Below are 20322 nucleotides of genomic sequence, written 5' to 3'. Positions count from 1 at the left end.
ATTTACCAGTGAGGCTTAAGCGGCCATTTGCAGGGTCTTGATCGCCTTGAGATGTGCCGGCGCACCATCGATCCGGTGAACACCTGCAATGCCAAGGTTGGGGAAATATTTCTCGCGGGCGACACCAATCAAAGGATTGCCAACTTTACGCACGTAGTATTGCGCGAAGTCCCCAAACGCGATTGACTTAGTCGACGCTCCGACCTCGGCCATCGCCTGGTTGAACGACACTGGCTTGCCATTGAGCTGAGGCTTTACACCCTTTGTCACATCGCCATCTGACCAGACGTAACGCCCGTTGCTGTCTTTGATTTTGCGCAACAGCTTCACCGTTTGATCATGCATTTGGAAGCGCACCTTCGGTCCACCCCGATATGCAGGATCAATCGAATGCTCCAACTCAATGATGTCATCAAACGTCAACGCCGCTGCAGATGCGGCCGTATGCCCAACGGGCGCACCAGTTACAAATCCCATTGGTTCCCCGGCACCAGTTCCGACAGTCAACCATTTGTTGCCCTTTCGACCCAACCGCTCCCCAATCAACTGGCCCAACAGATCTTCAAAACCAAATGTCGAATCCTGCGCCAACTCAAATGACCAGATGATCCAAGGCGTAATCAAAGCATGCGCCCCGAGTTGTGTCTTACCGATCACCACATCACCTGAGTTGTCGTTCGCTGGCTCGTCGCCCTCGGTATGCGCGTCGGCCTCTTCGTCAGTGTCATCCACTTTCGGGAGATCAAATGGCGCTCCGCTGGACAGGTTAATCTCTGTGGAAATTGCGCCGTCCATCATGGGACCATGTGCAGCTGCAGCGATGTTGATCGTATTGGCGAGCGTTGTAGGTACAAGGAAGCCACCTTGTGCGCCAGTCCCGGTTGTTTGGGTGCGATATTCCTGCGCACCCGCGCGCAACGCGGCACGTGCCTCTTTGTCCAGTTCAGACACATCAGCACCGGCAGCAAGATACTGACGGAATGCCTCGCGATATTCATCACTCACATTCTCATTCGGAACATGCGCCTGCCCGCTATCTCCGGGACGGCGACTTTCACGTTCTTCACGCTCTTCACGTTCCGCCCGCTCTTCCGTTTCTTGTTTCGCCTTTTCCGCCCGCTCTTCGCGATCAGCTTGTTTTACCAGGTCATCGCGCTGATCCATCAACTCATCGAATTTTTTGTTTGCCGCCGCTGCTTCCTCCTTAGGAGTTTCAGCACTGAGCCCTTCAAGAACGCCGCGAGCCTCTACTTCCAGTTTCTTTGCGCTCTCGCGCAGCTCTTTAATTTTAGACATTTCATCCTCATGTGGGTTTGATCGCACTTGCCCAAGGCGCAGGAATAGGCTGCGCGGTATCAGCCAGCGCAAGGCAGACGCATACGCATCTGCATCAGGCGGAGATGCACATCTGCCCCCCCTCCCAAGGCCGCTTCTTTCGAACGCAGGCCGATCTCTGTCCCCTCATATGCGGGGTCTGTGACAATCGAGACATCAAAGAGCTGAACTGACATAATTGATCGCAAAGGTGCGTCGCCAGTTTCGTCCCACTCTTCTTTCTCTGAACGAAATGCGAAGCTCATCTTGCTAAGATCGCCGCGCTGCATCTTCGGCACAATTCGCTGTACATCAGGGTCCGACCCGTCAAGCACCGTGTCGACCTTCAACCCCCTGCTGTCTTGCGACAAGATCAAGGTGCCTGACGATGTTCGCGCCAATGGCAAACCGCTGTGATTGATCAAGAAGCTGACATCATCACCACGTGTGAGCGCATCGGTGAAAGCACCCGACACAACTGTTTCGCGCCAGCCCCAGCCCGGCACCGGGCCGATTTCAGACTCTTCTCCAAAGACAGCCGCATATCCACCGACATGAACTTCGCCGCCTTCTGTTGAACGCACCTCTAAAGGCACGATGGTGCTAAACCGCACCTCGCGTTTTGGATCGCTCATAGCAATCTCCGTTATTCTGGTTTCGGTTCTTTCGGCTCTGCTTCGTCAAGCGACGGCATGTTCTTAGAGAAAGCCTTGCCTGCCATCTCAATTGGAACCATCGCCCCCTGAACGAGAAGCACATCACCTCCGCTTTTCGGTGGGCGATTGTCTAATTGGCGACCTTCGTTCGGTGTGAGTAGACCTGTCTGTACCGCCCGCGCGATTGCCTCTATCCGCGTCTTGAGGTCGCCACGCATGATCCCGTCGAGATTAAGCTTCACATAGCGACTTGAATTTCGCCCAAATATCTTGAGCGTCAGTTCCTGCTCAAACTTTTTCACCCACCGGCGCAAAGTATGTTTCACCAGATGCAAGTCCTGATGTTCCATATTGTTATAGTTGCCTTTGCTTAACTCTTGCAAAAACACTGGTGGCATTTGGTAGATACGCGCGACCTGCCCTACAGCAAATATTTGAACTGGCGTAAGCTGCATCTTTTCTGGATCATCTCCCAAACGGACAAGGTCATGACCGCCAGGTATTGGCAGAATTGGCTTACCTTCCTCAGCTGATCGCCGCGTGATTTTCATTAGATCAGCAGCCGCGCGGATCATTTCTTTACCCGCTTGGAAAGGCCCTTTGAGAAGATACGGCGGTATGCCGTTCTTGCCGAACACTGTGAGTGCGTAACGGTTCGCATTCAGACCCTGCTTTATCGCCGCAGCGCATGTCTGGATAGGATTGTAACACTGAACAAAGTTGGGCTTCAGGAGGAACGCCAAATCAATGACATCTTTGGCTGGGTAGGTCTTAATACGCCCGCCCGCCTCAGCATGGTCATACCAAACTTTATGCCCCTCTTTGCGCACCGTGACCCTTTCGTATTCCATAGGAAAGATATTGATCACTTCACCCAATCGGTTCCGTTCTAGATAACTATATGCGCGCCCCGGACCAAAAACCTGTGCAAAGAATGTTTCACGCCAAGAATAGGATGTTGTTGTGTCATTGATCGCTGCCCCCAACACGTCAGCCACCCCACCTTGGATCTTCTTGTCCCCGCCGTCTCCCTCCACGACTTCGAACACATCAATCGGAAAACCAGCCATCGCAGACGATAGAAAATTGATTGCACACCAAACACCCGGCAGCGACATCGCCTCTTTCATTGTCACTGCATCGCTTAACATTTCACCGTTCAGCACATCCGAAATCGCAGCTTCACCGCCCGTATCCATTAGGACCCGTGCACGCTCTTCAACGCCAACGCGATCCCCGCGCCGGAACATCTTGATCAGCCCCATAGTTCACTCTCCAATGAGAAGGTTTCATCCGCCCAAGGCGAGGCTTCGGCCTGCACATCTCGACACAACGCGATGCCTGTAGACATGGCCAAAGAAACCATGCCGTCGATGCGGCCATGCGCTTTGTCTTTGTCAAACATGCGGTGTCCAGTCCTGTTTTCAGCGTAAGTCACCGCCGCCGCCATACTGTCCATCAGCGGGTTTTTATGAACCTTTTGCCGGCCATCATAGATCGCCTCTTCCAGCTTATTGATGCTGTCAGGCATCCATAAATAAATATCTATATCCTTGCCCGATCCGGTTGGGTCTGGAATCGTCTCTAAAACACGACGCTGATAGCCTTGCGGATGCACCTCAGTCGGCAAGATCAACCCCTTTTCATCAAGGCTATCTTTCAGTCTCTCAAGTCCGTACTGGTCACACCCGATAGTTTTTGGCATGTAGCGTGAGTTTAAGTCCGCCAAAGCATCCGCCAACCATGTGTATTTGAGCCGATCCCCTGGAATTGCTTCCAAAAAACCTTGCTCTGCCCACAAATCATATGGCGCTTGATCACGCCCAGACCTGTCCAGCAGTGTATCTTTTGGCGTCCAAAACCATGTTTTAGAAACCAACTTCTCCGCATCCTTGGTCGCATCAAGTACCCATGTCAGCGTAAAAGCAGAAAAGTCTCGCACCTGACTAAGATCAAGCCCGCCGTAACAAGGATGACCCGCCTTAGTCAGCGCTTCTGGATCGACATCATCATGGCATGCAATCCACGCTTCACGCTTGATTGCCGCTGTGACTGACTGAGTCCATTGGCAAAAGTGCAGTCGCGCTATCCCGTTACGTTTGCCAGGCATCATTTTGGCTTGCTTGACAACCCCGGCGAGATATTCCTCTTCAATCGTCACATTCAAAAGCGGGTTCACTTTGATCCAGCATGTCGGGTCATTTTCCCAATCGTCGCCTTCGTCCAACGCGCACACAAAAGAGAATGTGCTATCGTCATCGATGATACCGGTCGCCACGTTAACCGCGTGTTGGTGTTCCTCCCAACAAATTGATTTCTTGTCGGTACCCGAATTCGTTGCCATGCACAGCAAAGGCTGCTTTCGAAACTTGAAACCGCGCTCCAGCATATCAATCACATCGCGGTTAGGATGCTCATGAACCTCATCAGTCAACGCACAATGTGGGCGAGGTCCACTTTGCGCCTTCTCTGCAGACAGCGGCTTGAAAAACCTCTTGTCACCACGTCGCCCTCGATACGTCATTTGCCAAACTGGATTTTCGCCTTGCGCAGACACTCGTTTATGGAGGGCAGGTGATTGATCTCGCATCGCGACCGCGTCACGGAATAGGATGGCCGCCTGATCCTTCTTTGCCGCAGCCGCATAGACCTCTGCACGCGGCTCTGAGTCCGCTACCAGCATGTAAAGTCCGATACCTCCAAGCATTGGAGACTTGCCATTCCCTTTACCTTCTTCGTCGTAAAACCTGCGAAACCGCCTGACCCATTCTCCAGATCTGGCATCGCGTTTTTTCCAACCGAAGATGGAACCAATGCGGAAAGCTTGACTTGGATGCAATTCGAAAGGCTTGCCTTCGAACTGCCCACCATTTAGGCGCAGCACATCTGGAAAAAAATCAATCGCCCTACGTGCCGCTGAAAGGTCCCACTTCAACCCACGGGAAGGCCCATCATTCAAATCCCGAAGATGACGTTTGGCAGAAGCACGGACATACGGCCCAGCAACGATATCGCCTGCAACCACATCTTCGGCCCATGCAGTGACTGGATCATCTGAATACTCTACACGGCCCTTGCGTGTCACGTCATATAGCTTTCCGGCCCAGTTTCGGAAGGGAAGTCAAAAGGTAACTGGCCGCTGTTTGACAACCCACGTTCTGTTGATGGCGTCATTCCAAATTCTCCGGCGAGCCCCCGAATCTGGCGGAATGTCTCGTTCAACTGCGCCACCTCTGGACGGCTCTTAATTTGAGTCCCCGACCGAGTTTCGGATACGTAGGTTTCCGATAGCTCTTCTAGCTCAAGTTCTATCCGCTCATGGCGCATAACCGCTTTGCAAAGCTGGACGAACATAAAGACGTTCGTGGCCGACAAACGGTTGACCGTTGGATGGCAGAGAGGCAACGCCAAACGATCAAACGTCCAACGCAACTGATCAGGCATTCCCTCAGGCCGCAGTTCAGCCAGGCGTTCCTTGGCCCGCTCTTCGTGGTTATGACCCGCAAACCCCTCTTCTGCCATTGGCACAACGACGTCTACTTGCGGTTTACGACCTCGTGCCATTTTGACATATCCCTTTCCAAATATGTGGATTTCTCTATTCAATTCCAACTTTGCGCAAACAAAGCGTTGCCCTCCGGTTTCCACCAAAGGCTAATTTTCCTTGACCTCCCCCCCTCCCTAAATGGTCAGCGGTTTGCTGGATGCATCGGATCAACCGGCCATCCATCTTCGCCGCGCTCTTCTGAATATCCCCGCGCCTCAAACCGTTGTTTGTTCTGGTCGTGATCGTCTGGGCACAGGGTCTGCAAGTTTTTTGGATCGTAGAACAACGCCTCATCACCTCGATGCGGGATCACATGATCAACAACCAAAAACCTGCGTTTGGGATTGGCCTGCACCTCTCCCGCTGAAGTAAGTGATCCATCATTCAACACACCGCGCCGCTTACATGCGCGACATAGCGGCTCCGCCCCAAGGTGTGCAGGCCGTAAGCGTCTGCGCCATGCCGACTTGTTATACAAATGATGATATTCACTGCGCGCCGTCACGGGAATACCTCGCAGCCAGATCAAATTGGAAAGATCATCACCCATAGAAAATGCGCCCGTACCGTTTCCGGTGGGCGCATTGGTAGATGATGTCACAAGTGATACGAAAGACCGATGTAAGCGTCAAGACCCTTTATGAGACACCTGATTTCAATGGCCGCTCATGCGGTTCAGATTGGCGCACAGCACGGCATGTAGTAGTTTTTTGTTTCCAGTGTAGTCAGACCAACCATGCGCCCTCAGTATGGCGCTTATCGTCTCCCCATGAGCGCAGAAGTCTTCAACCAATCGCATACTGGTCACATTGCGCGCCTTAGACGCAGCTGATCCAGCGCGCTTGGATGGACGGACCCGACGTATCGTAAGGGCCACGCCGCCTCCTATCCGCTTGGTTAACCATGCAAGCCGCTGCATATCAGCAAGCACCGCCTCGCTGACACCCAACGCACCAGAGCCACCACCAGCACCACCGATCTGCGACAACTTCATGCCCGAACTTTCACACCGATGGAACAACGCAGCATATTCGCGCCCGATATTGACCTGCCCCGGTGTAAACGGCTCAGGCTGCTTGCGGGACCGTGCATGGACCTGAGCTTTGTGGAAGCCATCCTGCACCTGCATAGCCGCAAAACGCCCCGTGCGCTCAGTTGCCACATTGCCCGTGTCAGTGATCACCGCCTGTCGTGGATGGAACAACAAGACCGGACCACGTGCCGGCGCTGCTGGTATCTGCTCGCGGTCACAGATCAACGGCACCGCACCCCGCCGGTCAATCAGATCACGTAACACCTTGTCTCTGTCAGCCTGAGTCACGTCGCAAGGCTCCTTTCCAACGCGCTTAGCAACGGCAATGTCGACGGGAGTTGGAACGGGGATAGATGCTACCATCATGCGCCGCCCCCACTCTCTGCAAGCCAGCCCCGCAACATGGCCTCTGTTTCCTCGTACCTCGCAAGCCAATGCACATCGCCCGGATCAGACAGCGCCCCGCGACCCCGGCGCTCCACCAACCGTTCAGCCCTTGGGCCGATCTCTGATGCCTCCGCCGCCACTATTCGCTCGTGCGAAGCGTGGAAAGGTGGGTGCTTGCGCCTTGTCCAAAATTCAAACTCAGCAACCAGCCGCGCCATATCAGCCACCGCCCCACGACCAACAGCGCTGACGAACCAATCCTTGAGCTTTGGCAGATCAGCAATCGGGCGCGGATGAACGCTTTCTGCATAGCCCAATATGCTAACCCGACCCGGCCAAAACGTCTTTTTCGTGCCACCACCCTTGGACCGCATGCACAATCGCAAACGCCCCAACTCGACATCGCTCAAGTGCGTCAGATCATCAGCCATTTGGTTCAGCCGCTTAACCTGAACCTCCTCCGATGTGCCCCTCTCAAAGCGCATCCCCTCAGCCGCCAAGGGCGCGATGAACAACCTGCGCACCCGATCCCTCTTTGTCTCCGGCTGCGCTTGGTCAACCGTCTGCTGGTGTTCTGCTGCTTGCATTTGCCTGCTCCCTTTTCTCAGCCTGCACGTTTTCGAACAGCGATACCGCTGGCCAAAAGTTGCTCTTGGGTTAGCCAACCGCTGCCCCTGATTTCGATTTTAATTGCTTCGGTCAGAACGCTTTCGGGGATGTGGCCACCGTCGATGACTTTTTGTGCCCAGAAGGCGGCAATTTCAGAGATTTTACCTTCGCCCCCACATGCACGCTGGTTCTTTAAAGGTTCCCTTACAGGGTTAGTGTCTCGTTTTGAGACACGGGAATCGCGTTTTTTGAGACACGGTTTTGGCCGTTTTTGAGACACGGTTCCTTGTCTCATTTTGAGACACGGTTTTTCACCCTGATTGGTCGAACTTTCTTCCGATTTGGCGGCGCTGGACGGACCAATTTCAGGCGAGGTTTCATCCGTATCGAAGCCGTATGGATCATCAAAATCGAAAGCGAAAAGATACATCGTTGAAAGCTGTTTACGGCTCTTTTTGTCACTGCGCTGTATGCGGCGGATCAGCCCGCGCGCTTCCAGGTCATCAAGGTATCGGTTCAACGTGCCCCTTGAAATCTCACAGTCATCTGCCAGCGTTTCCTGAGACGGAAAACAACCATGATCCTTATGGTGCCGGTCGCACAATTGCCAAAGGATGATCTTTGCCGTGGGCTTCAAACCCCGCCGCGCAATCGCCCAATTCGTCGCCTTGTGGCTCATTCTGCCCTCACACGCTTATTGGCACGGCGAAAACCGTGCACCAAACTTGCCCAATTTCGGCCCATCTAGCTGCGGGCCTGCCGCCCTCTGCGGCCCCGTTCGCGGCCTCTTTTGGGCCATCGCGCAGGTATTTCTAATCTTTCACAGCCTCTCAGGGCGGCGGCTCCGGTGGTGGTTTTTCTATGAGAGCCCCCTGCGCTTCCGCCTGCATTGCAGCAGACAGTATTCGCTCCCATCCCCGTTTTGAGCCGCGCTTGACGACTTTGGCGATGTAATCTCTGTTCTTGAAACCCAATGCGAGAGACGCCGCACTCATGGACGGCCATGTCTGTGAACCAACGGTAAAGGGAATAGATTTCCACGGGTTGTACCGCTTGGGACGGACCAGCCGATCTGGATCACCTGCAATCACAGCGCTGTAAATTCGCGCCTTCGGCATACGCAACGCCTTGGCCGCGTCCGCCACGCTTTCATACCTCGTGCATCCGATCCGAACTGGATAGGGGGCAACGCCTGTTGTGCGCAGGCCGACACGATCCAAACACCCTTTTCGCAGTCCGAAATAGACCGCGCTTTTTGACACCCCCAAACACATAGCTGCGTCTGACACATCAGCATAGGTAACGCCTCGTATCTCAAGGTTCTGGTGTTTTACAGGCGCGCCCGTCAAACAACTTTCAGCCTCGCGCTTAATCTCCGACATTGTTCCACCCACCTTGTTCCGCCCAACCACAAGCGACGGCTTGGCGCTCCAGATCTTCCAGCAGGGAAAATGCATCCTGTCCGACATCCACCCCCGGCAAGGCTTCGATAGCGGCGCGCAGTCGCTCACCTGCAAGCCGCGGATAAGTATCGACCGATGCCAAGAACTCGCGCACCGCGCGCTTTGCGTCCGGCTGATCTTCGCAGCACCCTAAAAAAGCGATCATCAACGCCAACTTGTCAGACAGCCGCAGCTTGCCAGTCCGGGCCTTTAAGGAAACGGTGACTGCCAAAAGGCCAAAGGCTTGTAAGGGACCGCGTTCATCCATCACAGCAATGCCCCCTCAGGCTTGCGAAGATGTTCGGGCACAGGTGGATAATCTCCGGGACGGGTCAGCAGCTTGCGACATGGCGCGATGCGCTGTTTCTGCGTCGGGCCGGTATGATCCTTGCTGAACACCAGCCATTGATACGCTGTGGCGGTGCTGGGCTTGACCATCTTGCCGACCGGCGGCGCATCAGGGTCTATCGGCTGTTTCTTGTCAGGCTGCCAAACTGGCACATCAGGATCCAGCAACACACCGCGCCACATCACGACCCGCTCAACAAACGGCAAGGCAAGCACCTCAGGATGATCGCGAAACAGCTGCTCGTACCGCGCCCGCCCCTCATCAAAAGCAACCCGCACAAGAACAGCCACGTGATTTGCCACCGCCAGCCCGCGCAAGATGAAATCGACGGCCAGGCGGAACGGTGGGTTTGTGATGATCCAATCAACCTTGGGCAGATCAGCGCCCCATTCAATCAGGAAGTCACAGATTGTGTCCTGATCGGCATAACCATAGTCATTTATGTCGCTGGCATAGATCTCCTTAAAGAACTCCCCCAACGGTTCCGCCATATAGCCACGGTTGCAGGCCGGTTCCCAAACGCGGCTGTCCAGAATTGGATAGCCCAATTCGATCAGCATCTTGCACAGGGCACGGGTGGCCCAAGGCGGTGTGGGGAAATCGTCGAAGCTGTCTTTTGCTTCGGATCGTTGCTGCATCACGGCGCTGGAGCGGTTTTGGGTCATGTCACCACCACCGAAATCTGGGCCTGACAAAAATGAACCGCCAATCTAAGGTTGTGCAGAATCAAATTGAATGGAGTTTTAAGATGAAAGTAATTGCTGCCCTTGGATTGATTGCGGTGCTGATCACCGGATGCGCTGCACCTGTTGTCGCTACAAAACGCATACCAATTTCCAAAAGCCAAACGGCAACGATTAAAGAAACAACCGCCTATAATCTTAAAGACCCAGGCTCCGCCCAGTTTAGGAACATCCGTCAAATCGAGCGCACACATCAGGACGGAACGAAATCCCTCTTGGTGTGTGGAGAAGTGAATGGAAGGAACGCTTTTGGAGGCTATGTGGGGTTCAGTACATTCCACGGAACATTGCAGGGACGTAAATTTAAGCTGAATGGAATCGGCAATGCTGACACCAACTGGCTCTATGTCGCGAACTGTCCCGGCTAGGACGTCCAAGAAAACTAAAGCACCGGACCAGAATTGAAAAACTTGTCCGGTGCTCCTAGAAAAGCTGAACCACGCCGCACACATCACCCCGCACCACGCTCAATCTTTTTGCTCAAAAACTTTTGAAGAGGCACCAAACGGCCCGCCCCCCATTCCAGCCCGATACCCAACGCTGCCAGCAGCGCGATCAGGCAATTCACCAGCCAAAGGACCGGATAGAGGCAAAGGCGCATCATGCCCCCTTCCCCATAAAATCAATGAACTTTTGACCATGGCGCAGGCAGGCAAGCGTGGTCGTATCGCCAGACGGCGCATTTATCCCCTGCCACCAATTCAGCGCAGTTTGATACCGCACCCCATAAATAACGGCAACTTCTTCAGCATTGTCATAGTTATCATGAAGGAACTCGGCGAACCGGTCCTTGAAGAATGCCTTAAAACTGCGCGGGTCAAAAACTTTGGTTAATGACATTTGAGTAGGTCCCATCCTAGGTTTCACTTGCAAGGACGAAACTGGTTTTGGATGGGAGAAGGAACGGGGTGCAGCAGTCATGTTGCACCCCGCAACTTGGAGGGAAACCCGTCAGGCCAATCCATCGGATGATCATATGAACAAATCACTCTGCATCGCCTTTATTCCCTGCCTCGGTTGGGGCTGGGTTTGCAGCGATGTGAGCCCGTATGCGGTCGATGGTATCCGCCCTTGGAAATGACTGACCTGACGCCCATTTTTCCCAAGTTGTGCCGCTTAGCCCAACCAATTTTTGAACTACCGTGCCCGGCTGTCGTCCGCAGCGCTCAGCATATTCACGAACTTCTTCAAGAAACTTATCCATATGACAGCACTAGGTTTAAAAACCTACACAGTCAAGGGATTTTAAACCTAGTGCCGAATGCCGCACAATGTGGGATCAAAAACCCATGACCAGCCCAACCTTCACCGAGCGCCTTAGAGCTAAAATCGACTCTGACCCCAACCTCACGGAAGCAGGGTTAGCAAAAAAAGCTAATTTGGACACAAGCACCATTCGACAAATGCTTGCGAAAAACCGCTCGCCGAGAATGAACACTGCAGAGAAAATCTGTCGCGCACTTGGCACAACCGTCGAAGAATTCATGCTCGACAGCGATTCCAAAGAAGAGAGAGATATTGCTCTCCTAGTATCTCGCCTATCACTCGATCTCCGCCAGAAGCTCTTAAGTTACGGAGAAGGACTTCTTGACGCTCAAGATCATACTCCTGAAGAATCTGACGAAGAAGAATAATTACCTCAATACGGCCCATACACCCCCATTCCTCAAATTTTTACTACCGCCCCAAAAGGCGAAAAAAAGGGGTGGTCGCTGCAAGGCTACGCCGTGCGATTCTCACCTACAACATTAAGCTATGAGAACATTAAGAGAACGTCCAGACGGCAGATTTACTGCCGACTATCACCCCCTCCACTAGTGGTTGTAGGGCAATCATAGAAATGCCATTGTGGCTGAAACGGGCAAAGGGCTGCCGCTTCCTACAGAAGTAGTTATTTCAACGGCACCCAACCACGAACCAAATTGCATTACGAGGATTTCTCAAATGAACGAACCGAAATCAGACCTAGTCTCATCCGCAATGGCAAACCAAGCAGAAAAGCGCCAATTGACTGCAACCTTTGACGAAAGCACAGGCCTCTCTTGGCTCTGGGCGTTTCTGTTTGGGCCGATGTATTTCTGGGTCCACGGCTTCGTTGCGAGAGGCTTTGTGCTCCTTTTGATCTGTATTTGCACCTTGGGTTTCGGAATACTTATTGCCCCTTTCATCGTTTATCCCGCATGGCGAAAAAGAGCGGAGCGCAAAGCCGATGACATGGTGACCATCGCAAACGCCCGCGGATCAAGATAGCCAGGGCAACAGCCACTCTTACTGGCTGATTCGAATTGAAATGGGTTTTAAAACCTAATAAGAATTGACTTAGGTTTAAAAACCTATAAACCATGCACCCATACCCACTGGAGATTGGATGCATGAACATTAATCAAATCACTATCACTTCTATGCCTGCGCAACCACTCACCCCCTGTGAATTGGTCAGCGACGACATGCTGCGCACTCTGGCCCGCATCGATGAAAGCCGTGCGGTTGGCGAAATCAGCGCCGAAGATCAAAGCATCTTGGCGATGTACCTGCCCGACATCTGCGGCGAACTGATTGCACGCCGCGCCGCCATGCGGAGCGAAGACGGCGGTGCACCCTTTACGGATCCGCACAATCATGCCGAAGAAATCGCAAATGCCCGCGCCGGTTTTTTCACCCCGCCGAAAGACGGGGTGCCGGTATGACCACGGATGATGAAACGCGGCTGGCAGATGCCCGCGCCATTTTGGCCGACATCGCCCATCACGACGATTTCACAGCACAACGCGCGGCTTCCACCGTCTGTGCATTGAGCGACGATGCCAGAGAGGTGAAAGACGCCCGCCGATTGGCAAAGCGCCTTGAAGGTGCGGCAGCATAATGACTGCGGTTGATCATCCACGCGTTTATGCCGTCCTGCGCCAGACCTCAGATGTAAAGCCGTTGAACTGTCCCCATTGGCCGGAATGCGCCTGCCCCGGCGGAACCACACGCCCGGAATGCCCCGTTTTAAAAAGCTGTAAGGGCGCGCAATGAACGCCCCAGGACGCCAAAAGTTTGACGATCTTAATCCCGCCCAGCAGGCAGGTATCATCTGCAACGATGACCGCTTTCAGAAGTTTGCAGCGACCCGCAGCGGCTTGCCCGGTGAGCAATTCAACACCTCCGCCGCCGCCGAGTACCTGCGCACCGTTTGCCAGATCACCAGCCGCCGCCAACTGAACCACAGTGGCGAAGCCAAGGCCCGCTTTCACATCCTGCGTACCGAATTCGACGCATGGACCGGAAAAATCGCAACCCCAAGAGAGTAAGGAACCTTCACGTGATGACCGCCCAAAAACCACCTACTGAAATTGTAAAGCACAAACCAAGTGACCCATATGCAATTCGGACAATCGAACAGCTTTTTGCGCTATTTGATGGCGGCGATTTCTTAGCCGAAGTCCTTAAAGGAAATCAGCAGCTCCAGATTGACATGATGGATCACAAAGAGCTTCACGGCTCAAAAGGCTGCAAAGGCCAAATGTCGATCCAGATTAACTACGCACTCAGCAAACGTGGTGATGTCGATATGGGTGCAACTGTCAATTTCACACCACCAAAAGCGCCGCCCGCTTCTGCATCTGCCTACATCGACGATAACGGGCAAATGACACTCTACAACCCCATGATGAAGCAAATGCAGGGCGGCGTTCGCGATGCCACCCCGCATGACCCGGAAACGGGCGAAGTGCGCGACGTTTAACCCCGAAAATCAACTCCAGCAAAGGAACTGACCATGTCAGACAAGACAGACAACCCCGCCGCCCTGCGGCACGAAAACCCGGCAGAAACCATGCGCGATGTAATGGCCGACCTGATGCACCACACCATTGTGGATGCCGATCCCGAATGGAACCCAAGCGCCGCCGACCTGATCACGGTGCCCGAAAAGCGCAAGGTGGTCGATGTCTCGACATACCGCCGCGATGCGCTGGAATTCATGAAGCCCGCCCGGCGCATAGGCACCGCCCGCTTTGCCGACCTGCAAAGCATCATCGCATGGGCCAATCGCTTCAAGGGCGACACGTCAGCCCTGTTTGCCAATCCTGACATGGAAGCACCGACGCTGACCTGCATTGCGGACTATCACGCCGCTGGCGCAGTCGACGTGACCACAGCGACAGGCGATGCAAGCGCGCGCCATTGCCACCACCGGGCCATCTATGACTTCCCGCTGTCGGAAGAGTGGAAGGCATGGATGGGCGTGTCAGGTGAACCGCTCAAGAAAGACAATCTGGGCGAATTCATCGAAGCGCAGGCCAAGGACATCATGGACCCGTCGCCCGCCATCCTGAAGGGCGGTGTCAGCGACAAGAACCAGCCATGGGAAAACCGCCTGATCGAAACCGCCCAAAAGATCGAAGGGCGCTATGGCCAACTGACCCAGCTGCTGGCGATGTCCAAGCAGTTTCAGGTGCATGAAACCAGCAATCTGACGGTAAAGACCAACCGGGACAGCGGCGAACAGGAAATCCAGTTTGTCAATGAACACAAAGCCCCGGACGGCAAGCCGCTTCAGATCCCGAACCTGATCATCATCGCCATCCCCGTCTTCATGGGCGGCGCGCCCTACCGGATGCCCGTGCGCTTCCGCTATCGCAAGCTGGGCGGCGAAGTGCGGTTCATCCTGTCGATCTACAATCCCGAAAAGGCATTCGAAGCCGCCTTCAAGGAAGCGGTCGAGGCAGCAACCTCCGAAACCGAATTGCCCACATTCATGGGCACGCCCGAAAGCTGATTTCTCTTTCTGGTCCTTGGCAACAGGGGCCAGCGACGGAAACCAGAAGAGTACCGGAAATGAACACAGCCTTCTTACTTATGGCCCAATACGATGGCCAAGCGGTGATACCGGCGGACAGGGTGCGCGCAGACTATTTCTCGCACCTGACCCTTCCTAAATTCCTTCGCAAGATTAGCGAAGGCCAGTTGGCCCTGCCCATTGTGCGCATGGAGACCAGCCAGAAATCCGCCAAGGGTGTCCACCTTCAAGATTTGGCCGACTACCTGGACGCCCGCCGGGCGGTCGGGCAGCGAGAATTCAAGCAGATGTATGGTTGAATTTTCAGCTACTGAAAGGATCGATCATGCTTTGCAAAGCTTGCGGCGGATACCGAACCGGACCTTGCTCTGACTGTGAAGATGGCGAATGCGTCATGAATTGTGGGCCAGCAGTCGTAGATGTACGCGGCATCTTTGACGCCGCCAACGCTGAGATAGAGGCATCTGACAAACACGCCGTTGTGTCCGCCGATGAAGCGCGAGCAATGCGTGATGCGGTGCGCGGGATGATGGTCCGAATGGGTCTTTATGAAATTTGGCAGTTTGGAAAAGAGGACAAGATATGAGCCTAGAAGCTTGGGGGGACGAAAACCCATACGACGCAGATTATGACAGCTGGTCAGACCGCGCAATGGAGGCAGGTTGGGAAGATCTGGAGGACCATTCCCCCGGCGCTGTGGCTATCCTTCGTGAGCGGGAAAGACAGGAGACCAAGGAAGGTTGGTCACCCGAACACGACGATGAGCATACCGATTGCAGCATGGCAATGGTTGCTGCGCTCTACGCTGCACCCGATCCGATCTACACGGCGGAAGTGATCAAAGGCGATAATGACCGCCCCTACTTCTTTGGATTTGATGACCCTTGGCCTTCAAATTGGGATGACGACTGGGACAAGCGACAGGTTCATGATCGCCGCCGTCAGCTTGTGATCGCTGGCGCATTGATTGCCGCCGAGATCGACCGGCTGGACCGTCTCGAAAAAACTGCAACCTAAAGGACACCCAATGGCTTGGACGCAGGAAGAAATCGACGATGAGATGCTTTCGCATACCGACTTTGAATGTTGGGAATGCCAAGGCGAAGGCGTCTACCACGATGAATGCGAGTGCGAGGCATTTGAGGACTTTTGCGCTTGCGCAGAACCGACACCGCGCCGCTGCAATTCATGCTCCGGCACAGGGCGTCAAGACGACGCATAGAAAGGACGTACCATGCCTGACGAAATCACCATCACCAAGCGCCGGATCGAAGCCTGTGCAGCGCAGGCACACATGAACGCGCGGAACCATGGCGGCGATGCGGCAACCGCCGCAGCTGACATCATGTGCGCGTTCGTTCTGCTTTCCGTGAAATCCGGTGCAGACCCAGAAAAAGCCAAGGCCGCAATGTGGGATCACGCCAAAGTCGTGGTCGCTAATTTCTGGCCTGCCGAAACCCTCAACTGATTGGAACCGTCAGACCTATGGAAAAGACTGCAACGATATCTGACTGCGGCCAATACCGTTACCAGCTTGGGCGCACGTGGGACGACGGGCCTATCGCGCGGTTCATCATGCTAAACCCAAGCATCGCCGACGCAGAAACGGACGATCCCACAATCCGCCGCTGCATTTCGTTCGCAAAGCGCGAGGGCGCTGGCGCTATCTCTGTCGTGAACCTGTTTGCTTTTCGCGCCACGAAGCCCGCCGACATGATGAAAGCCGCTGATCCGATTGGGCCAGAAAACAACGACCACTTACGAGAATGGGTTGGGCATGAATTCGGGTTTTCAAAGCTGGTCATCGCCGCATGGGGTGCCAGCCCATTCGCCGCGAAGAGGTTCAAGCAGATCCGTGATCGCGGTGTGATCGACACGCAGTATTGGCGATGCCTCGACAAGACCAAATCAGGCGCTCCGAAACACCCACTTTACATCAAGGGCGATGCGCCCCTGATCAACCTCAACTAATTGGACGCCCAACATGCCCAGCACAACCACCACAGTCTATGCCGTAATCAAGGCAACCATTGAAATCCCGGTAAGATCCAGCAGCCCTCAAGAGACGCTTGAGGAATTGCAGCGGGTGTCACTTAAAGAGGGCGAGGCAATCCTGCGCGGACACCTGCCCGAAAAGTTTCGCCTTGTCGGAAATCCTGAATTTTCACACGCCGTCGTGCGTACTGCTTGAGGGACCGCCCGTGGAACATATAGCCAAACTTGCAAACCCCGACAATCGTTGCGACGACTGCGCTAAATTTCGTGGTGACTGGTGTTGCACCATGAATTGCAGCAACGCCGAGACGGTCATGTTCCGCCCGATGAGTGAGACAAAAACACTTGAGGTGCGGCTGTGCGAAGATGGTCAGCCACGCTGGCACCAGTCCACCCGTGAAGGCTGGGAAGTTGTTGGAAGCGCGAATGGCGCGACCCTCACAATGAAGGCATCGCACTTCGCAAACGGGTCAAAGCTAACGCTGCAAGAGCCGATTGATACGGCATCATCATAAAGGACCGCATGTCGCGGCCATAACCAAGGAGACCACTATGTCTAAAGACGAAACAGCCATTGAGGCGGAAATCCAGAACAAGGGCCTGACAGCCAAGCGAATTACGCCCGACATGCTTGACGCTGAAATCGCTAGTGAGGATTTTCATGTGTTTGGCGGATCATGCCTGACGGTGTGCGCCCTGACACTCAAAAACGGTTTTACCGTAACCGGTGAAAGCGCCTGCGCATCGCCAGAAAACTTTGACGCAGAGATCGGCGAAAAGATTGCCAAAGCCAACGCCCGAGAAAAGTTGTGGCCGCTACTTGGGTTCCGCTTGCGCGACGAACTCTCAGCATAATTTCGACCGCTCTGGCCCTCGGGTCAGAGCCTTACACAAAGGACAGATAGCATGGAAAAGAAACCAGTTGGAGCATACCGCAACGCCTCAACGACAGGCTGGACGGCCTATGACAAAGACGGCCTCACATGGAACGTCGATGCTAGCGCGGCAGAACAGATCGAGGCCGACCGCGCAGAACGCAATCTCAAAGCTGGGAAGTCAGCATCATAAAGGACCGACGACATGCCCGATATGAACAGGATCGTTAACGCCCTGACGCCAACAGGAAACACCAAAGCCGCTTACATTGGCGAGTTTGAATTTTCGGTGACCACCATTGATGAAAACGGCGACGAGCAATCGCAGATGGTTTCCGTTCCTTGGACAACAATTAAAGAGATCATGGGCGCAATTTCTGCGCGCGCAGGTCTGCACATATAAGGACAGAAAACATGTCACTGCCCGCATTTGACCACCAAGGGCCCTGCATAAATCTACGCAAGGTCACTCTCAGCGAGAGCATCGATCCTTTGGGTACAGGCGAATATGTGAACTGGGATATAGATCGCGAAATCTTTGATGCTGTGAACTTCCAAGCGCAAGCACTGGTGATGTCAGGTGATGAAATCTTGCGAGAAGGAGCAGAATTGCATGACTGGTCCCGCTTTGGAGACAGCGTAACTGAGGCCATCGGAGACGCCGTAAAATTACGAGATAAAATCGGCGAAAAGGTGGATACATTGGTGATCGCACGGTTGGTATTGACCCCCGCGCTATTCGCCCAAAAGAGCGCATTCTACTGCCATCATGTCAGCATACATCATGCGATACCACGCTGGGGCTTCAAATGGGTCGATGGGAATCCTGAAAATCTCTGCAACCTCAAAAAGAGTACCGCGGAATTCGAAGTTTGGCGCAACGGAGAATACACCGAACAATGGCAGCTTGCCGAGCGCGTCATGGAAGAATGGCCAGCGCTTGATGTTGCTGGTGATCGCCGCAAAAAACCATCGCCATAAAGGACTACACCAATGACCAGCCAATCCCCGCATGAACATTCATTGGATACTGAGGATGCCAGAAAACGATTTGCCGAGGATCTCGAACAACTGAGGGACAACCTCGAATCCCGCTTTCACCAGCACCTTGAAGAGGGCCAGCCTGTTGCCGCAATGGAAGCTAGACTGCTAGCAAGATTGATCGAAAAACGGGATTTTGAAGCCGCGAAACGATGGGCCGTAGAGTACCAGGGCAGCTTGGATAGCGGGGCTTAGCGCCCTCTATTCATTGAAACCGAACAACAATCTGAACAACATAAATTGTAAACTTCATTCACTTCACTGTTATTAATTGTAAATTTAATTACAACTTCCAATCCATCATCGGGGCGACAGAAAGCCGTGCGTGTTGATCAAGCAGCATGTCGGGTCTTTGTAGTTGGGACGTCAGTAGCGTCCCCTTTACGCCACCAACCGCCGTTCCACAATCCGCGCCATGATCGAGGCACCGACGGGCAGCACCTCGGGATCAAGGAAGAAGCTGGGGTTGTGCAGCCCTGCGGTGCCGGAATGACCGATCCGGCAATAGGCACCGGGAATGACCTTGAGCATATCCGCGAAATCTTCCGAACCGGTCGCAGGTTGATCGGTGTCGCTGATGTTCTCGCGCCCCACGATGTCAGCGGCAGCCTCCATATATGCATCCGACAGTTCGCTGTCGTTCATCAGCACGTCAAAGACATTGCGCACATCGATGTTGATCGTGACGCCATAAGCCACTGCAAAACCCGCACAAAGTTCGCGCATGCGGGTTTCGGCAAGGGTGCAGACTTCATCCTTGAAATAGCGGATCGTACCCGCAAGGGTCGCCGTATCTGGCACCACGTTATAGGCGGCACCGGCGTGCAGCTGCGTGACGGACAAGACACAGGTGTCCAGCGGGGCCACATTGCGTGACAGGATGGTTTGCAGGCTGCCCACCAGGTCAGACGCGATCACCAGCGGGTCGCGTGATTGATGCGGCATGGCCGCGTGGCTGCCCTTGCCCTGCACCGTAATGTCGAAAAAAGATGCGCCTGCCATCGCCGCCCCTTTGCAGATCCCCACAGATCCCGGTGTGCCATTCGGAGAGTTGTGCATGCCGTAAACCTCGTCACAGGGGAACCGGTCAAACAATCCGTCCCTGATCATGTCACGCGCGCCGCCAAGCCCCTCTTCCGCGGGTTGGAAAATCATCACGGCTGTCCCCGCAAAATCACGGGTTGCCGCCAGATGTTTCGCCGCGCCCAACAGCATGGTTGTATGGCTGTCGTGACCACAGGCATGCATCACACCGGGATTGGTCGAAGCGTAGGCAAGGTTGGTCTCCTCGCTAATCGGCAGCGCGTCCATATCCGCACGGACCCCGATCCGACGCGGCCCTGCGCGCTTGCCTTTGATGATCCCGACAACACCGGTCTGGCCAATGCCCACATGCACCTCGTCGACACCGTATTCGCGCAGCTTATCCGCAACGATGCCAGCGGTGCGGGTTTCGGTGAACCCGATTTCAGGATGGGCATGCAGATCCTTGAAGATCTCCGTCAACTCTTCCGTGCTGGCGTCTATGATGGGCAGAACAGCCATGGT

General features: G+C 54.3%; 34 protein-coding genes. 19 read left to right on the top strand and 15 right to left on the bottom strand.

Features of this window, described 5'->3' with window-relative positions:
- Nucleotides 1–15: 15 nt before the first annotated feature.
- From QQL78_RS04655 to QQL78_RS04600, 12 genes are all read right to left on the bottom strand, one after another.
- Nucleotides 16–1368 carry a phage major capsid protein gene (locus QQL78_RS04655; RefSeq protein WP_284371015.1) on the bottom strand — a complete coding sequence of 451 codons (1353 nt, stop codon included), beginning with the start codon at nucleotides 1366–1368 and terminating at the stop codon, nucleotides 16–18.
- Complete coding sequence (locus QQL78_RS04650; protein WP_284371013.1) at nucleotides 1356–1949, bottom strand: HK97 family phage prohead protease; 594 nt, start codon at nucleotides 1947–1949, stop codon at nucleotides 1356–1358. The genes QQL78_RS04655 and QQL78_RS04650 overlap by 13 nt, the downstream gene beginning before the upstream one ends.
- A gap of 11 nt (nucleotides 1950–1960) precedes the next feature.
- Entirely contained in the window at nucleotides 1961–3235 is a 1275-nt protein-coding gene (locus QQL78_RS04645) for a phage portal protein (protein ID WP_284371011.1), read from the bottom strand.
- Nucleotides 3226–5055: a terminase large subunit gene (locus QQL78_RS04640; RefSeq protein WP_284371010.1), complete on the bottom strand. Its 1830-nt coding sequence runs from the start codon at nucleotides 5053–5055 to the stop codon at nucleotides 3226–3228. The genes QQL78_RS04645 and QQL78_RS04640 overlap by 10 nt, the downstream gene beginning before the upstream one ends.
- Nucleotides 5052–5618, bottom strand: a complete 567-nt coding sequence (locus tag QQL78_RS04635; protein WP_284375446.1) for a P27 family phage terminase small subunit — start codon at nucleotides 5616–5618, stop codon at nucleotides 5052–5054. The genes QQL78_RS04640 and QQL78_RS04635 overlap by 4 nt, the downstream gene beginning before the upstream one ends.
- Before the next feature lie 41 nt (nucleotides 5619–5659).
- Nucleotides 5660–5908, bottom strand: a complete 249-nt coding sequence (locus QQL78_RS21635) for an HNH endonuclease signature motif containing protein (protein ID WP_348540746.1) — start codon at nucleotides 5906–5908, stop codon at nucleotides 5660–5662.
- 264 nt (nucleotides 5909–6172) lie between these two features.
- Entirely contained in the window at nucleotides 6173–6838 is a 666-nt protein-coding gene (locus QQL78_RS04625; RefSeq protein WP_284371007.1) for a hypothetical protein, read from the bottom strand.
- Between the two features lie 74 nt (nucleotides 6839–6912).
- Entirely contained in the window at nucleotides 6913–7524 is a 612-nt protein-coding gene (locus QQL78_RS04620) for a hypothetical protein (protein WP_284371005.1), read from the bottom strand.
- 17 nt (nucleotides 7525–7541) lie between these two features.
- Nucleotides 7542–8225: a helix-turn-helix domain-containing protein gene (locus QQL78_RS04615; RefSeq protein ID WP_284371003.1), complete on the bottom strand. Its 684-nt coding sequence runs from the start codon at nucleotides 8223–8225 to the stop codon at nucleotides 7542–7544.
- A 151-nt stretch (nucleotides 8226–8376) separates the two neighbouring features.
- Nucleotides 8377–8928 (bottom strand): hypothetical protein, encoded by a 552-nt coding sequence (locus QQL78_RS04610; RefSeq protein ID WP_284371002.1) that lies wholly within the window; start codon nucleotides 8926–8928, stop codon nucleotides 8377–8379.
- Entirely contained in the window at nucleotides 8915–9259 is a 345-nt protein-coding gene (locus QQL78_RS04605; protein ID WP_284371000.1) for a hypothetical protein, read from the bottom strand. The genes QQL78_RS04610 and QQL78_RS04605 overlap by 14 nt, the downstream gene beginning before the upstream one ends.
- Nucleotides 9256–10002 carry a DNA methyltransferase family protein gene (locus tag QQL78_RS04600; RefSeq protein WP_284370999.1) on the bottom strand — a complete coding sequence of 249 codons (747 nt, stop codon included), beginning with the start codon at nucleotides 10000–10002 and terminating at the stop codon, nucleotides 9256–9258. The genes QQL78_RS04605 and QQL78_RS04600 overlap by 4 nt, the downstream gene beginning before the upstream one ends.
- An 83-nt stretch (nucleotides 10003–10085) precedes the next feature.
- Here QQL78_RS04600 and QQL78_RS04595 point away from each other — a divergent pair, with 83 nt between their 5' ends.
- Nucleotides 10086–10448 (top strand): hypothetical protein, encoded by a 363-nt coding sequence (locus QQL78_RS04595; protein ID WP_284370997.1) that lies wholly within the window; start codon nucleotides 10086–10088, stop codon nucleotides 10446–10448.
- 83 nt (nucleotides 10449–10531) lie between these two features.
- On the opposite strand, the gene QQL78_RS04590 is transcribed toward QQL78_RS04595, so the two are convergent.
- Nucleotides 10532–10684 carry a hypothetical protein gene (locus QQL78_RS04590; RefSeq protein WP_284370996.1) on the bottom strand — a complete coding sequence of 51 codons (153 nt, stop codon included), beginning with the start codon at nucleotides 10682–10684 and terminating at the stop codon, nucleotides 10532–10534.
- On the bottom strand, nucleotides 10681–10920 hold the full coding sequence (locus tag QQL78_RS04585) for a hypothetical protein (RefSeq protein ID WP_284370994.1): 240 nt from the start codon (nucleotides 10918–10920) through the stop codon (nucleotides 10681–10683). Before QQL78_RS04585 ends, QQL78_RS04590 begins: the two co-directional genes overlap by 4 nt.
- A 449-nt stretch (nucleotides 10921–11369) precedes the next feature.
- Here QQL78_RS04585 and QQL78_RS04580 point away from each other — a divergent pair, with 449 nt between their 5' ends.
- From QQL78_RS04580 to QQL78_RS04495, 18 genes are all read left to right on the top strand, one after another.
- Entirely contained in the window at nucleotides 11370–11714 is a 345-nt protein-coding gene (locus QQL78_RS04580) for a helix-turn-helix transcriptional regulator (RefSeq protein ID WP_284370992.1), read from the top strand.
- A gap of 310 nt (nucleotides 11715–12024) precedes the next feature.
- Nucleotides 12025–12330 (top strand): hypothetical protein, encoded by a 306-nt coding sequence (locus QQL78_RS04575; RefSeq protein ID WP_284370990.1) that lies wholly within the window; start codon nucleotides 12025–12027, stop codon nucleotides 12328–12330.
- Between the two features lie 122 nt (nucleotides 12331–12452).
- Nucleotides 12453–12767: a hypothetical protein gene (locus tag QQL78_RS04570; RefSeq protein WP_284370988.1), complete on the top strand. Its 315-nt coding sequence runs from the start codon at nucleotides 12453–12455 to the stop codon at nucleotides 12765–12767.
- On the top strand, nucleotides 12764–12943 hold the full coding sequence (locus tag QQL78_RS04565; RefSeq protein ID WP_284370986.1) for a hypothetical protein: 180 nt from the start codon (nucleotides 12764–12766) through the stop codon (nucleotides 12941–12943). Before QQL78_RS04570 ends, QQL78_RS04565 begins: the two co-directional genes overlap by 4 nt.
- Nucleotides 12944–13094: 151 nt before the next feature.
- A complete protein-coding gene (locus QQL78_RS04560) occupies nucleotides 13095–13373 on the top strand; it encodes a hypothetical protein (protein WP_284370984.1) in 279 nt (92 codons plus the stop codon).
- Between the two features lie 14 nt (nucleotides 13374–13387).
- Nucleotides 13388–13807 carry a hypothetical protein gene (locus QQL78_RS04555; protein ID WP_284370982.1) on the top strand — a complete coding sequence of 140 codons (420 nt, stop codon included), beginning with the start codon at nucleotides 13388–13390 and terminating at the stop codon, nucleotides 13805–13807.
- A 33-nt stretch (nucleotides 13808–13840) separates the two neighbouring features.
- A complete protein-coding gene (locus QQL78_RS04550; RefSeq protein WP_284370980.1) occupies nucleotides 13841–14842 on the top strand; it encodes a DUF2303 family protein in 1002 nt (333 codons plus the stop codon).
- Nucleotides 14843–14901: 59 nt separating this feature from the next.
- Nucleotides 14902–15162, top strand: coding sequence for a pyocin activator PrtN family protein (locus QQL78_RS04545; RefSeq protein ID WP_276149668.1), 261 nt, complete (start codon nucleotides 14902–14904; stop codon nucleotides 15160–15162).
- Nucleotides 15163–15445: 283 nt separating this feature from the next.
- Nucleotides 15446–15880, top strand: a complete 435-nt coding sequence (locus tag QQL78_RS04540; RefSeq protein ID WP_284370979.1) for a hypothetical protein — start codon at nucleotides 15446–15448, stop codon at nucleotides 15878–15880.
- Between the two features lie 217 nt (nucleotides 15881–16097).
- Nucleotides 16098–16331, top strand: coding sequence for a hypothetical protein (locus tag QQL78_RS04535; protein WP_284370978.1), 234 nt, complete (start codon nucleotides 16098–16100; stop codon nucleotides 16329–16331).
- A gap of 17 nt (nucleotides 16332–16348) precedes the next feature.
- Complete coding sequence (locus QQL78_RS04530; RefSeq protein ID WP_284370977.1) at nucleotides 16349–16834, top strand: DUF1643 domain-containing protein; 486 nt, start codon at nucleotides 16349–16351, stop codon at nucleotides 16832–16834.
- Between the two features lie 13 nt (nucleotides 16835–16847).
- Nucleotides 16848–17054 carry a hypothetical protein gene (locus tag QQL78_RS04525; RefSeq protein ID WP_284370976.1) on the top strand — a complete coding sequence of 69 codons (207 nt, stop codon included), beginning with the start codon at nucleotides 16848–16850 and terminating at the stop codon, nucleotides 17052–17054.
- A gap of 91 nt (nucleotides 17055–17145) precedes the next feature.
- Nucleotides 17146–17373 carry a hypothetical protein gene (locus QQL78_RS04520; protein WP_284370975.1) on the top strand — a complete coding sequence of 76 codons (228 nt, stop codon included), beginning with the start codon at nucleotides 17146–17148 and terminating at the stop codon, nucleotides 17371–17373.
- 37 nt (nucleotides 17374–17410) lie between these two features.
- Nucleotides 17411–17713 (top strand): Gp49 family protein, encoded by a 303-nt coding sequence (locus QQL78_RS04515; RefSeq protein WP_284370974.1) that lies wholly within the window; start codon nucleotides 17411–17413, stop codon nucleotides 17711–17713.
- Between the two features lie 51 nt (nucleotides 17714–17764).
- On the top strand, nucleotides 17765–17926 hold the full coding sequence (locus QQL78_RS04510) for a hypothetical protein (protein WP_284370973.1): 162 nt from the start codon (nucleotides 17765–17767) through the stop codon (nucleotides 17924–17926).
- Between the two features lie 12 nt (nucleotides 17927–17938).
- The gene (locus QQL78_RS04505) at nucleotides 17939–18136 is read left to right on the top strand and encodes a hypothetical protein (protein WP_284370971.1); all 198 of its coding nucleotides are present in this window, start codon (nucleotides 17939–17941) and stop codon (nucleotides 18134–18136) included.
- A gap of 11 nt (nucleotides 18137–18147) precedes the next feature.
- A complete protein-coding gene (locus QQL78_RS04500; RefSeq protein ID WP_284370969.1) occupies nucleotides 18148–18714 on the top strand; it encodes a hypothetical protein in 567 nt (188 codons plus the stop codon).
- 12 nt (nucleotides 18715–18726) lie between these two features.
- Complete coding sequence (locus tag QQL78_RS04495; protein WP_284370967.1) at nucleotides 18727–18969, top strand: hypothetical protein; 243 nt, start codon at nucleotides 18727–18729, stop codon at nucleotides 18967–18969.
- Between the two features lie 186 nt (nucleotides 18970–19155).
- Here the strand turns inward: QQL78_RS04495 and QQL78_RS04490 are convergent, their stop codons facing one another.
- Nucleotides 19156–20319, bottom strand: coding sequence for a M20 aminoacylase family protein (locus QQL78_RS04490; RefSeq protein WP_284370966.1), 1164 nt, complete (start codon nucleotides 20317–20319; stop codon nucleotides 19156–19158).
- Between the last annotated feature and the right edge of the window lie 3 nt (nucleotides 20320–20322).

Origin of the sequence: Sulfitobacter pacificus (assembly GCF_030159975.1) — a bacterium.
Classification (GTDB): Bacteria; Pseudomonadota; Alphaproteobacteria; order Rhodobacterales; family Rhodobacteraceae; genus Sulfitobacter; species Sulfitobacter pacificus.
Note: the sequence above shows the minus strand (reverse complement) of the source record. Positions and strands in the feature narration are given on the sequence as shown.

Coding starts and splice junctions, on each gene's coding strand:
- QQL78_RS04650 (WP_284371013.1), bottom strand. CDS start 1,949: ATGAGCGATCCAAAACGCGAGGTGCGGTTTAGCACCATCGTGCCTTTA.
- QQL78_RS04510 (WP_284370973.1), top strand. CDS start 17,765: ATGGAAAAGAAACCAGTTGGAGCATACCGCAACGCCTCAACGACAGGC.
- QQL78_RS04575 (WP_284370990.1), top strand. CDS start 12,025: ATGAACGAACCGAAATCAGACCTAGTCTCATCCGCAATGGCAAACCAA.
- QQL78_RS04620 (WP_284371005.1), bottom strand. CDS start 7,524: ATGCAAGCAGCAGAACACCAGCAGACGGTTGACCAAGCGCAGCCGGAG.
- QQL78_RS04500 (WP_284370969.1), top strand. CDS start 18,148: ATGTCACTGCCCGCATTTGACCACCAAGGGCCCTGCATAAATCTACGC.
- QQL78_RS04555 (WP_284370982.1), top strand. CDS start 13,388: ATGACCGCCCAAAAACCACCTACTGAAATTGTAAAGCACAAACCAAGT.
- QQL78_RS04565 (WP_284370986.1), top strand. CDS start 12,764: ATGACCACGGATGATGAAACGCGGCTGGCAGATGCCCGCGCCATTTTG.
- QQL78_RS04580 (WP_284370992.1), top strand. CDS start 11,370: ATGACCAGCCCAACCTTCACCGAGCGCCTTAGAGCTAAAATCGACTCT.
- QQL78_RS04530 (WP_284370977.1), top strand. CDS start 16,349: ATGGAAAAGACTGCAACGATATCTGACTGCGGCCAATACCGTTACCAG.
- QQL78_RS04515 (WP_284370974.1), top strand. CDS start 17,411: ATGTCTAAAGACGAAACAGCCATTGAGGCGGAAATCCAGAACAAGGGC.
- QQL78_RS04610 (WP_284371002.1), bottom strand. CDS start 8,928: ATGTCGGAGATTAAGCGCGAGGCTGAAAGTTGTTTGACGGGCGCGCCT.
- QQL78_RS04535 (WP_284370978.1), top strand. CDS start 16,098: ATGCCTGACGAAATCACCATCACCAAGCGCCGGATCGAAGCCTGTGCA.
- QQL78_RS04590 (WP_284370996.1), bottom strand. CDS start 10,684: ATGATGCGCCTTTGCCTCTATCCGGTCCTTTGGCTGGTGAATTGCCTG.
- QQL78_RS04520 (WP_284370975.1), top strand. CDS start 17,146: ATGAATTGCAGCAACGCCGAGACGGTCATGTTCCGCCCGATGAGTGAG.
- QQL78_RS04585 (WP_284370994.1), bottom strand. CDS start 10,920: ATGTCATTAACCAAAGTTTTTGACCCGCGCAGTTTTAAGGCATTCTTC.
- QQL78_RS04550 (WP_284370980.1), top strand. CDS start 13,841: ATGTCAGACAAGACAGACAACCCCGCCGCCCTGCGGCACGAAAACCCG.
- QQL78_RS04645 (WP_284371011.1), bottom strand. CDS start 3,235: ATGGGGCTGATCAAGATGTTCCGGCGCGGGGATCGCGTTGGCGTTGAA.
- QQL78_RS04490 (WP_284370966.1), bottom strand. CDS start 20,319: ATGGCTGTTCTGCCCATCATAGACGCCAGCACGGAAGAGTTGACGGAG.
- QQL78_RS04505 (WP_284370971.1), top strand. CDS start 17,939: ATGCCCGATATGAACAGGATCGTTAACGCCCTGACGCCAACAGGAAAC.
- QQL78_RS04525 (WP_284370976.1), top strand. CDS start 16,848: ATGCCCAGCACAACCACCACAGTCTATGCCGTAATCAAGGCAACCATT.
- QQL78_RS04600 (WP_284370999.1), bottom strand. CDS start 10,002: ATGACCCAAAACCGCTCCAGCGCCGTGATGCAGCAACGATCCGAAGCA.
- QQL78_RS04545 (WP_276149668.1), top strand. CDS start 14,902: ATGAACACAGCCTTCTTACTTATGGCCCAATACGATGGCCAAGCGGTG.
- QQL78_RS04570 (WP_284370988.1), top strand. CDS start 12,453: ATGAACATTAATCAAATCACTATCACTTCTATGCCTGCGCAACCACTC.
- QQL78_RS04560 (WP_284370984.1), top strand. CDS start 13,095: ATGAACGCCCCAGGACGCCAAAAGTTTGACGATCTTAATCCCGCCCAG.
- QQL78_RS04495 (WP_284370967.1), top strand. CDS start 18,727: ATGACCAGCCAATCCCCGCATGAACATTCATTGGATACTGAGGATGCC.
- QQL78_RS04540 (WP_284370979.1), top strand. CDS start 15,446: ATGAGCCTAGAAGCTTGGGGGGACGAAAACCCATACGACGCAGATTAT.
- QQL78_RS04615 (WP_284371003.1), bottom strand. CDS start 8,225: ATGAGCCACAAGGCGACGAATTGGGCGATTGCGCGGCGGGGTTTGAAG.
- QQL78_RS04595 (WP_284370997.1), top strand. CDS start 10,086: ATGAAAGTAATTGCTGCCCTTGGATTGATTGCGGTGCTGATCACCGGA.